Source organism: Coleofasciculus sp., from assembly GCF_046539235.1.
GTDB lineage: Bacteria > Cyanobacteriota > Cyanobacteriia > Cyanobacteriales > Coleofasciculaceae > Coleofasciculus.
Genome location: NZ_JBKHHI010000177.1, coordinates 1 through 12579 on the forward strand (window position 1 = coordinate 1; position 12579 = coordinate 12579).

At 45.1% G+C, this 12579-nt stretch carries 10 protein-coding genes, 1 tRNA gene and 1 pseudogene; 7 read left to right on the plus strand and 5 right to left on the minus strand.

Annotated elements, in window-relative coordinates:
- Positions 1-56 precede the first annotated feature (56 nt).
- Positions 57-1367 (minus strand): NAD(P)/FAD-dependent oxidoreductase, encoded by a 1311-nt coding sequence (locus ACLFWI_RS16365; RefSeq protein ID WP_446413794.1) that lies wholly within the window; start codon positions 1365-1367, stop codon positions 57-59.
- 448 nt (positions 1368-1815) lie between these two features.
- Between ACLFWI_RS16365 and petC the strand changes: the two genes are divergently transcribed.
- The 5 genes from petC (at position 1816) to ACLFWI_RS16390 (ending at position 5571) form a co-directional block, all read left to right on the plus strand.
- Positions 1816-2349: a cytochrome b6-f complex iron-sulfur subunit gene (petC, locus tag ACLFWI_RS16370; protein ID WP_446413795.1), complete on the plus strand. Its 534-nt coding sequence runs from the start codon at positions 1816-1818 to the stop codon at positions 2347-2349.
- A 72-nt stretch (positions 2350-2421) separates the two neighbouring features.
- Positions 2422-2799 (plus strand): rhodanese-like domain-containing protein, encoded by a 378-nt coding sequence (locus ACLFWI_RS16375; RefSeq protein ID WP_446413796.1) that lies wholly within the window; start codon positions 2422-2424, stop codon positions 2797-2799.
- Between the two features lie 77 nt (positions 2800-2876).
- Positions 2877-3563: a class I SAM-dependent methyltransferase gene (locus tag ACLFWI_RS16380; RefSeq protein WP_446413797.1), complete on the plus strand. Its 687-nt coding sequence runs from the start codon at positions 2877-2879 to the stop codon at positions 3561-3563.
- A 325-nt stretch (positions 3564-3888) separates the two neighbouring features.
- Positions 3889-4887, plus strand: a complete 999-nt coding sequence (locus ACLFWI_RS16385; RefSeq protein WP_446413798.1) for an NAD(P)/FAD-dependent oxidoreductase — start codon at positions 3889-3891, stop codon at positions 4885-4887.
- A gap of 186 nt (positions 4888-5073) precedes the next feature.
- The gene (locus tag ACLFWI_RS16390) at positions 5074-5571 is read left to right on the plus strand and encodes a rhodanese-like domain-containing protein (protein WP_446413799.1); all 498 of its coding nucleotides are present in this window, start codon (positions 5074-5076) and stop codon (positions 5569-5571) included.
- Between the two features lie 299 nt (positions 5572-5870).
- Here ACLFWI_RS16390 and ACLFWI_RS16395 read toward each other — a convergent pair whose 3' ends face one another.
- Both ACLFWI_RS16395 and ACLFWI_RS16400 read right to left on the minus strand, forming a co-directional pair.
- Positions 5871-7685, minus strand: coding sequence for a DUF3370 family protein (locus ACLFWI_RS16395; protein WP_446413800.1), 1815 nt, complete (start codon positions 7683-7685; stop codon positions 5871-5873).
- On the minus strand, positions 7667-7885 hold the full coding sequence (locus ACLFWI_RS16400; RefSeq protein ID WP_446413801.1) for a hypothetical protein: 219 nt from the start codon (positions 7883-7885) through the stop codon (positions 7667-7669). The genes ACLFWI_RS16395 and ACLFWI_RS16400 overlap by 19 nt, the downstream gene beginning before the upstream one ends.
- A 164-nt stretch (positions 7886-8049) precedes the next feature.
- Between ACLFWI_RS16400 and ACLFWI_RS16405 the strand changes: the two genes are divergently transcribed.
- Both ACLFWI_RS16405 and gltX read left to right on the plus strand, forming a co-directional pair.
- Positions 8050-8123: transfer RNA gene (locus ACLFWI_RS16405), tRNA-Asp, on the plus strand.
- A gap of 367 nt (positions 8124-8490) precedes the next feature.
- Positions 8491-9942, plus strand: a complete 1452-nt coding sequence (gene gltX / locus ACLFWI_RS16410) for a glutamate--tRNA ligase (protein WP_446413802.1) — start codon at positions 8491-8493, stop codon at positions 9940-9942.
- Between the two features lie 163 nt (positions 9943-10105).
- On the opposite strand, the gene ACLFWI_RS16415 is transcribed toward gltX, so the two are convergent.
- Together ACLFWI_RS16415 and ACLFWI_RS16420 are read right to left on the minus strand one after the other, a co-directional pair.
- On the minus strand, positions 10106-10576 hold the full coding sequence (locus tag ACLFWI_RS16415) for an adenylate/guanylate cyclase domain-containing protein (RefSeq protein ID WP_446413803.1): 471 nt from the start codon (positions 10574-10576) through the stop codon (positions 10106-10108).
- Positions 10577-10622: 46 nt separating this feature from the next.
- Positions 10623-12479: pseudogene (locus ACLFWI_RS16420) on the minus strand (ATP-binding protein); the annotation flags it as partial.
- Positions 12480-12579: the final 100 nt, after the last annotated feature.

The following is a 12579-nucleotide window of genomic DNA, read 5'->3' on the forward strand; positions in this document are numbered from 1 at the left end:
TATAGCTTGAGCCGGACTTTTCCAGACTTATTACGCCAAACTTTTAGTTTAATCACTTATCTTGCTTGTAGACTTGACTCAATTGGATAATCCTTTGATCCTGGAATCGGTTCTACCAGCGACAAGCCCAACAAGCGCAAACCCCAACGCTCAAACCAAGGTACAGATAACCCCCATCGCATCTTGGTTAAGAAAAATCGCTCAAAAGCAATCTTTAACCAGCTTACCCAACGACCGCGTTTGGCGATCGCACGTCGCCGTTGACCCGTTTTCGGATTAGGTAAAACGGGATCAGCTAAGAATACAATTCCTGTATCACCAAAATCCGCCATACAAATCGCTGCCAACGTTGGCGTCATCGGTGCAGCTTGAATCACACCCAACTCTCTAGCAATGTTGTGCGCCACCGCCATACCCATCGCCTCCGCCATTTGCCCCGTTTTTGGCACACCGATAGGCAAAGGAGTCTTTTCCGGTGGCGATAACTGCACCACTACGCCCGCACTATAAATAGAGGGAAATGAAGGATGCTGATACGTCGGTAATACAGGTAGAAAACCCTTCTGATCACTCAACCCAGGAACATCTCGGACAAAGCGCGGTCCTCGGAATGGCGGTAGCAGCATGGCATAGTGGAATGGTAGCCTATGACCCTCTGCCAAAGTTATTTGATGCGGATGAATGGCAGTAATTTCAGCCTTCTCCATCACCTCAATCTGCCGTTGACGCATTAATTCAGTCACCAACTCCGCCGAATCTGCCATACCCCCAATTCCTAAATGACCCGCATAGGGTTCTGGGGTGACAAACGTAATCGGTACTTGTTCTCGCAATCCTTGTCGCCGCAGTATCCAATCGGCTAATAGGGCAAACTCATAAGCCGGTCCCATACAACTCGCACCCGGAACCGCCCCCACAACCAAGGGTCCGGGATTTTCCAGAAATTTCGCCCACGCTTGTTTTGCCATCAAAGCATGGTGAGGATTGCACACCGATTGGGTGTAACCGTGATCAGGTCCTAATCCGGGTATGGCATCTAGGGCTAATTCCGCCCCAGTAGCAATCACTACATAGTCATAATTAATAGACCTGTCTCCCACCCTTAACCATTGAGCCTGGGGGTCAATACCCGTTACCTTACCTTGAACAAACTCAATTTGACGGGACTTGACCACAGAAGCAATGTCTACTTGAATTCGCTCGAGTGGAGTTAAATTGAACGCAACCCACGGCAGAGAAGGAATAAAGGTAAATTTCGGTTTGTCACAAATTAACGTAATTCGGTGGACGTGAGGCAGGAGATGCCGTAGTTCGTAAGCGGTGGGTAGTCCGCTAATACCCGCACCGATTACCACAATATGAGCCATGATTACACCACTGTTTCTTAAAACTATACAACTTTGTAACTATATTTACAATCTATATGGACTGAGCTGCACTCCACAACGAAACACCTGTAGGAAGTCTGACTTTTTCACGATATGTGGCGCAACGTGAGTATTAATTGTGTAGGGGCGGGTTTCACGACCATCTTTTTGGTTGCACCCATAAGTGACTAAACCCGCCCCGACTCAGGTTTCTAGACTTCCCCTGAAAAGTCAGGGGACTTACGTAGCTACACCATCTATAGAGGTAATAATGCGTTGTATACGCTAACACACCCTACAAATAGAGGTTGTGGGTAAGTCTTACAATAATTACCCACATTTGAAGCAGGTCATCTTCCCAATATCTTATCACTTGACTAAATAACCAGATGGTTATTAAACTAGGTAACAACTCGTAAATTTTTTTGACACAAATCGGAGGATATCCATGGAAGACAGTCTATCGATGCAAAGTCCCTCAATGTCTCGGCGACAGCTTCTCAACTTCCTCACCGGAGCAACCATCGCCGCCACAGCTAGCGCCGCCCTCTATCCAGCCGCTAAATTCTTTGTCCCACCCCAGGAAGGAGATGCAGATGGTTCGATTATCGCCAAAGATAAATTAGGGAATCCCATCCCCATGTCCCAAATCGTCGCCCAAGGTGCAGGCGCCCGTGCTTTGGTTGCGGGTTTAGCAGGTGAGCCAACGTATTTGACCGTTACCGACGATAACACCTTAGACTCAATCGGAATTGTCGATAACTGTACCCACTTAGGTTGTACCTTTCCTTGGAACAATATCGACCAACAATTTCAATGTCCCTGTCACGGGTCTCGTTATAGTCCCGATGGTTCTGTTGTCCGGGGTCCGGCTGACCGTCCCCTGAAGCTGGTGCAGGTTAATATCGAAGGCGACTACATTCGCATAGCGCCTTGGACGGAAACTGATCCCCGCACTGGGGAAACACCGTGGTGGGTGTAAACTTTAATTGTGTCCGACTACTTAGTAACAGCAACACCGTTGAGTTTTAACATTTTGAATTGAGAATAACCTATGAACTCTGTATCTTCTTTCTTCCCCTCTGTCAAAGACTGTTCTCCACAAGAATTTGTCCAATCTCCAAATCAGCCTTTACTCATCGATGTCCGCAGTGGTTTTGAATATGCCATGGGTCACGCTCCCCGTGCAATTAACCTCAGTTTACCCCGCATTCTTATCGGCATGATCCCGATGTTTCGCCGCTGGGTATTACCACAGTGGTTCCAAGATTTGCCCAAAGATAAACCCATTGCCGTTATTTGTTTAACCGCCCATCGCAGTCCTATTGCTGCCAAACAACTGGCGAAAGCGGGTTTTGCTAAAGTGTTTAACATCACGGGCGGTATGGTGGAATGGCGACGGTTAGGCTTAGAGATTCAAACCAATTCGTAAGGGAATCGCTGCTAGGAAACAACCCTGATGCTGATTTGTTACCATGAAAGTCCCCTGATTGTGAATGGTGAATCATTATGGTACTGAAAATACAACCCTGCTCAAACTGGTACAAACAGTTATTTGCTTGGGGAATGGCGAAAGCAAACACGGCGGATGAAAAGGCCATTCAATTGGCAAATTGCAGTAGCCATTCTACCCTAGCTGAACTCAAGCAGGCTTTATTTGCCGACTTGCAGGGGAAAGTCTTAGAAATTGGACCAGGCGCTGGGGTTAATTTAGAGTATTATCCCACTGACATTCATTGGATAGGCGTTGAACCGAATCCCTTTATGCATTCCTACCTGGAACAGGAAGCCGAACAGGTTGGATTGGACAGGATTGATATCAAAAGTGGGTCAGCTGAACGGATTGATGTTGATGATAATACTGTGGATGCTGTTGTCAGTACCTACGTCCTCTGTTCCGTCAGTAATCTTACCGCAACGGTGCAAGAAATCCGGCGAATTCTCAAGCCAGGGGGTCGCTTTTTGTTTGTTGAACATGTGGCGGCTGAATGTGGCAGTTGGCAACGGCGGATTCAAGGTAGCATTGAGCCGATTTGGAAAACGGTGTTTGATGGGTGTCGCCCGAATCGGGAAACCTGGCTGGCATTAGAAAAGGCTGGATTTGAAAACCTAAATTATCAGCAGTTTCAGGTTTCTTTTCCAATTGTTAGCCCTCATATTTCTGGAGTGGCTACTAAAAGTAGAGATGTGTCATAACAGGAGTTTGGGAAAAGCCAGGGAGCCAAGAAATAAATTTCTGGAACCCAAGCTCAAGTAAGCTTTAGCTTACTCAATAAGTCTTTCTCAGTTTTCTCGAATTATTACAACTATGCAACTCACGAAAAAAATCTGCCTGAACGTCTGAATCATAAAGTCAGTCTTGTTTGCTTGTTGCGGGTGGAGACTCTTTAGGTTAAATGGCATGCTCCTTAAGCGAAATGTTGTTGACTTGAGAGCCAAGAAATAAATTTCTGGCTTAAAGCTAAAGTAAGCTAAAGCTTACTGGATAAGTCATTCTCAGTTCTCTAGAACCATTAAAACTATGCAACTCACGAAAAAAAAATTGCCTGAACGTCTGAATCACATTTATGATGCGATTGTCGTCGGCGGCGGTGCCGGTGGACTTTCTGCTGGAATCTATCTGCAACGATTTCGCCTTTCAAGCTTAATTATTGATAAAGGCAAAGCTCGCTCATTTTGGATGCAGGAATTGCACAATTATTTAGGCTTACCACCGGATACTCCGGGTCGCGTTTTGTTGCAACAAGGAAAACAGCATTACACGTCTTTAAACGGTGATATGCTGAATGGTTATGTTGAAGAAGTGGTGGATGAGGGAGATAGATTTGCGGTGCGAGTCAAAGTGGGTCGTAAAAATACTATTTACTCCGTATTACGCTCGAAATACTTAATTGCTGCGAGTGGCATTATCGACAATTTACCACCTTTGGAGGATATGCAAAATGTTTTTGATTATGCCGGATATAATTTGCATGTCTGTATGGTTTGTGATGGCTACGAAATGACAGATAAACAATGTGGTTTCTTTGCGGGTAGTGAAGCTAGTATTGAAGAAATGGTGTTTAATCTGAGTTGGTTTACACCTTATATCACCGTTTTCACTCATGGACTGTTTGAGGTGAGTGACTCAATGCGTTCTCAACTGCACAATCATGGTTATCGTTTGGTGGAAACCCCGATTAAGAAATTTCTGGGTAAAAATCACCAGATGACGGGAGTTGAGTTAGTGGATGGGTCAATTATTTCCTTAGAAACCGGATTAATTTCTATGGGGTCACGCTATCACAATACTTATCTCCAAGGATTCAATTTAGATGTCAAGGGTAGTAATCTGATTACCGATAAAATGGGGCGGACTTCTCACCCGCGAATTTTTGCGATTGGAGACTTGAAGGTGGGGTTAAATCAAGTGGTTGTGGCGGCTGGAGATGGTGCTTTAGCAGCGACTCAGATTTGGCGAGATATTCGTCGGGAATCCGGTACCCGCCCCTGGGAAGAAAATCGAGCGGTTTCTGTTTAGCGACAGGAGTGAATGGGTTAGGAAATATGAGATGAGTAGGGAGACTAATCACAGCAATAATTGTACCAAAATTATTCAACTTGTTTGGCGTTTATCTTTGCTTAAATATGCAAAATAAATAAAATATATTGCTGATGATAAATCCTTCATACCACAATGAATAAACAACTCTATCAAGGAAAAATAATGATGAAAAGCAAAAGAATGATATCAGGACTGCTCCTGGGATTTTTACTGGTTTTAACGCTATTGAGTGGTGTATTCGTTCCTAAATCTGCCCTAGCTGCCGTAGACTCTAAGGTGACGAGTCCACCTAGCGCAGAAGTCTATACAGCAGTGGATCAGTTGCTGAATTCGCTACCACGAGATTACTACACAGTGATGCCAGTGAAGCAGTTGAAGAACAAGTTAAAAAAGGAGAAAGATGTAGTATTAGTGGATGTGCGACAACCGTCGGAATATGATTCAGGACACATTCCTGGCGCTATTAATATTCCCGTGGGATCTCTCACCAAAAATTTGGATAAAATTCCCACGGATAAACCTGTAATTTTATACTGTTCTAGTGGGCATCGCACGGCAATTGGCATGACGGCGTTGCGGTTGTTAGGTTACAGGAATGTTCGCAGTTTTCCTCCCAGTATTAATGGCTGGAAGGCGGCTGGCGAACCGTTGGAAAAATAAGCTTGTTTAATTCCTTGAATTACCCTAACAAATAGGAATAAGAAGTATCTTAGACTACGGGAGACATGGATCTCCCTAAGTCATTCTCTTCCCAGAGTCGGCAAGGTAAAAAAAGCAGATACACCCTGCCTTATTCAAGACCCTATATGAAATGCAGATGACCCTCTAAACCTTTGACGAAATAATGGCTCATTTTGTGTCATTGGTGGCAATAAATTTTAAAAGGAATGGTACAATCAAGCCAGGTTTGTCGTTGCACTTTATACCCAGCTTGGGATAGGGGCTGGGGGTGAGGACTGTTACCTCGCCAATGTCTTCACCGTCAACACCTGCGGCGGTGTGGAATCAGGTGGATAAATAAATTCGACGTTTACCTTTCGCTGTTCCCCTGGCGCTAAATTTAACGTAACTAAGGGGTCAGACGGTTGTCCCCGACGCTGAACTAAATGCACATAGCGTGTCTGATTTTTACCTTGATCATCTTCATAACTGACCCGAATTGTTCCCCGAAAAAAGACCTGATCAACTGACGGATTCAAAAACAGTAATTTATCTGACCCTGCCTCATCTTTTAACGGTGTTTGCATCGATACCGTAACCCTTTGAGATTGACTGGTCGTATTTTTCAGGGGTAACGCTAGATTATATTCAACGCCATAATTACTATGAGCATAATAAGCCGTATCCGGATAACGGGCTAACATCGGCGCACTTTGAATTTGTCCCGTATTCAATGTAATTAAATGCAGTGTCCCTAAAACATAAGAAAATGCCTCGCCCGGTTGGGGAATGCTAAAATTATCCGATTCTAAGGTATCGGTAATCTCTGCTAACCATTGTGTCCCTTGGGAAACCCCGGCAACTCGTCCAAATACCGTGGGTTCTCTAGGCGGCTCAAGGGGGGTTGGCGTAAGATTACGGGGTTCTGCTAATTCCCCTTCGACTAATAAGGTTTGCCATTCCGCTAATGCCGGGGCGCGGTATGTACCATTCGAGTTTTGCGGCGCTTTCATGGCTAAATTGGCAACATAAACTGAACCATTACTGCTTAACCGCATCATCGTAGAACGCCCATTTGATGCAGGTGCCCGTTGGATAGGAATCGGTTGATTCATCAACAGTTGAGTTTGCCCTGCTGCTAAGACTATTTGTTCCGGAAAACTGTCCTGACGAATCCCCCGCAGTACATCATTCATCGTGCGACTACCGGGTCCGGAATAAATCTTACCATGGGGATTATCTACTATATCCGGTAAGTCAATAAATGGGGCATCGGGAGTACTTAAATAACTCGCCGCTTGCAAAACCTCAACCGTTACCGATTTATCGGTAGGATTGTGCAGCAGCAATCCCTGATAAAGGGGACGAGTTTCTGCTTGAGTTTCTGCCCTAGCGATATGATGGGTAAAAATATCGAAACGTCCTTGAAAGGGAAAGTTCAGATGGGCAGAAGGAATGCGCTTTCCGGTTTGGGAAAACGTGGATAACAAAATTCCTTCACTTCTGACCAATTCCGGATAATTACTATTAAATGTAGGAACAGAATTTAGTCCTCCGGGTAATGTCCGTACCTGTTGGGGATGAATTTCAACCCCAGCAATATACTGAGGCGGAACTGTATAAATATTTAACGCCCGACATAATAACGCCGCAACTTCGCCCCGAGTCGCCCGTTCATTGGGGCGAAGCTGTTGCACTGTAGGATAATTCACCACCAGAGTATTTACCGCCGCCGCCGCGATCGCATTCCTGGCGTATCCTGGAATATCAGAGGCATCTTGGAAATACTGTCCCAGGGTAGAGTATGGATTACTGGGAATGCTGTAATTCTTCGCCCCCGCCAAAACCCCAATCGCTTGCACACGGGGAATTGGTTGACTGGGTTGAAAAATCCGCCCTGGATAACCCGCGAAAAATTCCCGTTGATAAGCGTCTTGAATGGCCCGATATGCCCAGTGACGCTGTGGTACATCTGTAAACGTAATCCCACTGCGTTTAACTTCGGCGTCGGGAAAGGCATTCAGCATTAACACCGCAAATTCTGCCCGGGTAATCGAACCATTGGGGCGAAACGTGCCATCTGGGTAACCCGTGACTAGGTTTCGAGATGCCATCTGGTTAATGCAATCCTTTGCCCAATGGGTTGGGATATCGGGGAATGCAGCAGCATCGGCGGTAACGAGGCTAAAACAGAAGGTAAGGAGAATGGATGGAGAGATAGAGACGTTGAAACCTCTAGGCATGAATTAGGGGTTCGGGTTAACTTATCGTCGTTGAAGCATTTTTGGCAGAATTTGTTTCTGCGATTGTTCATGGTTCATTGTTGATTGTTCATGGTTCATTGGGAATCTTCTCCCTCATCTTCCCCGGCTTCCCCGGTTTCCCCGGCTTCCCCTACACACCCAGAGAAAAAAAATTTTCGGCTTGGGCTTGACAAATCCATAGATATTCGTAACAATAGAAATCGGCTCTGAAATTGGGACTGTAGTTCAATTGGTTAGAGCACCGCCCTGTCACGGCGGAAGTTGCGGGTTCGAGCCCCGTCAGTCCCGTAAAATGCTTAAAGATTTAGCTTTATCGGCGATTCATCTCACGGTCTAATCTCTGATTGACCGTGAGATGAATCGCAAATCTATTGTTGACAATTTAGATTTTCGCTTTACCGCAACGACATAATCGACTACAACTTAAACAAAAACAAAACACGTTCTGACCCAGGGGGTTGAGTAAAGGGCGACCCGAGTAAATTGAGTGGACACAGTTGTTAATTTGGACAAGCGGGTCGCCCCTACATGAGAATTAAAGGTGATAGGCTCCCCCTCTGGCTTTTGCTATAAATCTGAACTAAAATTATCGCCGTTATACGCTACAATGAATAGCTGGAAAATACTTAGCCAACCCTAACCAGAGATTGATCTTGTGACTGTTAGAGTCCGCATTGCACCGTCTCCCACCGGGAACTTACACATCGGTACCGCCAGAACCGCCGTATTTAACTGGCTATTCGCCCGACACCACGGGGGTCAGTTTATTCTACGCATCGAAGACACCGACCAGACGCGATCGCGTCCCGAATATACCCAGAATATATTGGATGGACTCACCTGGTTAGGACTCAACTGGGATGAAGGACCGGTTTTTCAATCGCAACGGTTTGATCTTTATCACCACACCATTCAAACCCTTTTAGATAAAGGGTTAGCCTATTACTGTTACACCACAGAAGACGAACTCAAGGCACTCCGGGACGCCCAAAAAGCCCGGAAAGAAGCCCCTCGCTACGATAACCGTCACCGCAATCTTACCCCAGAACAACGCACCGCCTTTGAAGCGGAGGGACGACAGCCGGTGATTCGGTTTAAGATTGACGATAATCGCGATATTGTCTGGAATGACCTGGTGCGCGGTAAACTCACCTGGAAAGGGAGTGATTTAGGTGGGGATATGGTAATTGCCCGGGCGGCTTCTCAAGGTGAAATTGGTCAGCCTCTTTATAATTTAGCGGTAGTGGTTGATGACATTGATATGAAAATCACTCATGTCATTCGAGGGGAAGACCACATTGCCAATACTGCCAAACAGATATTACTGTATGAAGCCCTCGGTGCAACCGTACCCGAATTTGCTCACACGCCTTTAATTCTGAATCCCCAGGGGCAAAAACTGTCTAAACGCGATGGCGTGACCTCTATTTCTGAGTTTCAGAATATGGGGTTTGTCCCGGAAGCCATGGCAAATTATATGACACTATTGGGTTGGTCACCACCGGATTCAACCCAGGAAATTTTTACCCTAGAAGAAGCCGCCCAACAGTTTAGTTTTGATCGGGTGAATAAGGCGGGAGCAAAGTTTGACTGGGATAAACTGGATTGGCTCAATAGTCAATATCTGCACAAAAAATCACCATCAGAATTAGTCGAGTTACTGATTCCCTATTGGCAAGAAGCTGGGTATAAAATTGACCCGGAAAATAATCGCCCTTGGTTAGAACGATTAGCAGCTGTGATTGGTCCGAGTCTGACGCGCTTACCGGATGCGGTGGAGATGACGCGGCTGTTCTTTACCGACTCGGTTGAGTTGACCCCAGATGCAATTGAGCAACTTAAAAAAGAAGGGGCGACAGATGTACTGAACGCGGTTTGGGAAGCATTAGACAATACGCCGGAATTCAGTGCAGAAAGCGCTGGACAAATTATTAAACAGGTGACCAAACAACAAAAAGTGAAGAAAGGGTTAGTTATGCGATCGCTGCGTGCTGGACTTACGGGTGATGTCCATGGTCCTGATCTTATGGAGTCTTGGGTACTGCTGCATCAGAAAGGACAAGATAAATCCCGTTTACAGCAAGCCTTGAGTCAGGTGTCATCATAAGTTGTTTGACATTTAAACCTTAATGTCCAGAATGGCGAATTGTAGTGTGAGCATCTTGCTCACTATCTATACCCGAATGTCGCTGACTTAAGCTGGGTTCGTAGTAGGCACTTTAGTGCCAGAAGCGCTAAAGCGCTTACTACAAACTCTAAAGTATGTATACCTACTGATCATTGCCATACAATTTAAGTTTATCGTGACAGCGTTTGAGATAAATCTTTGCCACATTATCATCAGGATTTTGCCGCAGACATTCCTCGAACCCCTCTATCGCTTTCCTGTAGGCGTTGAGGTTGTAGTAGGAACAGGCTTCGATGTAGGTTTGTAGGGTGGCTATCTTCTGGGCTTTGATACTAGGCAAATCAGCATCAAAGACTTCATAAACTGTTACTAATTCCGATTTACCTTTAACTTTCACTTGATCAACCTGACGGATAGCATAATTGGTTGGATTTTGCAAGCGAGAAAATGTATGCTGGGAGATTAACAACGATACGCCATACTCTTTCGTCAGGCTTTCAATCCGAGAGGCTAAATTCACTGCATCGCTAATCACGGTTCCATCCATCCGGTTTTGTCCGCCAACCGTTCCTAGCATCAAATATCCGGTATTAATGCCAATGCCATTTTGAATGAGTTGATAACCCGACTTCCCACGATGTTCATTATAGTCAGCAAGGCATCATCAGGTCAACAACATTGTCTGTGAAACCTAGGGCGTTAATTTGTGCTAAATCCCATTGCCATTGTCCTTTCACGTCTCCATCACTCTGAGTGGAATAGGTAAACTCTAATACCCCTTCTGTATAAAGTGACATGAGAAACTCATTCATAAAGAAGGGATTTCCACCTGTTTTAAAATGCACCAATTCCGCCAGCGAGTTAGCCCTATCTTCAGAACAATTTAGGGTATCACAAATAAGTAGATTTACCGTGGGTAAATCTAGAGAAGACAAAGAAATATGATTGACAATTGACCCCGCTTTTGTAATCTCCTCTAACATCAGCATTAACGGATGCGCTGGAAACACCTCATTGTCTCGATACGCGCCCACTAAAAATAGTCCCGGTGAGGCAGCAGACATTAACACTTGGATGAGTTTTAAAGATGCGCCATATGCCCATTGCAAATCATCGAGAAATAAAGCGAGGGGATGGGAGGTATTGGTAAAAACGTTGATGAAGTTCTGAAAGACTAAATTAAACCGATTTTGTGCTTCTGTCGCTCCCAGTTCAGGTATTTCAGGTTGTTTGCCGATAATCCATTCAATTTCTGGAATGACATCAATAATGACTTGTCCATTAATGCCCAAAGCGGCTAATAGTTTATCGCGCCATTCTTGAAGCTTTGTGTCCGGTTCGGTTAAGAGTTGTTTGACTAATTCTTGAAAGGCATTAACGATCGCACTGTATGGGATGTCGCGCTGATACTGGTCAAACTTACCAGAAATGAAATAACCGCGCTTTTGGGTAACGGGTTTATAGAGTTCCTGTACTAAAGCAGATTTGCCAATTCCTGAATAGCCGACAACCAGCATCACTTCACTGCGTTCTGACACTCGCTCAAAAGCACTGATTAATTGTTCAATTTCGCGTTCTATTCCGTAAAGTTTTTGGGGAATTTGAAATTTATCGGGACTATCGTGACAAGCGAGGGGGAAATTTGAGATACTACCTTTTTCGTAAAGTTGTCTCTGGCATTCTTCTAAATCCGCCTTGATTCCCAAGGCACTTTGATATCGATCCTCAGCGGTTTTTGCCATTAATTTTATGACAATTTCTGAGAGAATTGGGGGTAAGGTCGCAGGTTGGTTTAAGGGCGCACGTCGGTGCGCCCCTACGAGTTGGTCTGGAGGTATCGGTTGTTTGGCTAGATGACAATGGACTAATTCCAAGACATCCGTAGTTTCAAAGGGAAGTTTTCCGGTTAGCAGTTCATAAAAGGTAATACCAAGGGAATAGAAATCTGTGCGGTAATCGAGGGAACGATTCATTCTCCCGGTTTGTTCCGGTGACATATATGCTAATGTTCCTTCTAACACATTCGGATTTTTTAGGATTGGGGTTTCCCGCGATAACACCGTAGAAATGCCAAAATCAATCAGTTTTAACTGTTGCGTGTTAGGGTTGTAAACAATATTGGCAGGGTTGATATCTTTGTGAATAATATTAGCGGCGTGGACTTGGGCTAAACTTGTGGTTGTCGCGATCGCAATCTGTAAAAAGTCCTCTAGGGTGAAGGAATCCTGATTCATCCACTGTCTGAGAGACTCACCGCCAAAGTCTTCAAAGACAATGACTAAGGTATTTTGATAGGGTTCCAGACTCAGGGAACGACACACCCCTTCTACATTAAGGCGGTGAGTCAAGTCATACTCTTGCCGATAGCGGACTAATTCTTCCGGTGTCGGATAATCCTGTTTGAGGAGTTTAAGGATAATCGGTTGACTATCTTGAGTTCGGATCGCACGGTAGACGAGGGAATTGGCGCTTTCATAAATTTGCGCCTGGATTTGATAGCCAGGGAGAACCAGCATAGGAGGTAACGACGGATAAAGAAGATTAAAGCACTAAGAAAAAGAATTACAGCAGTTTGATCTGCTATGCGGTACATTGTCGATCCCCCTCGCATCCCCC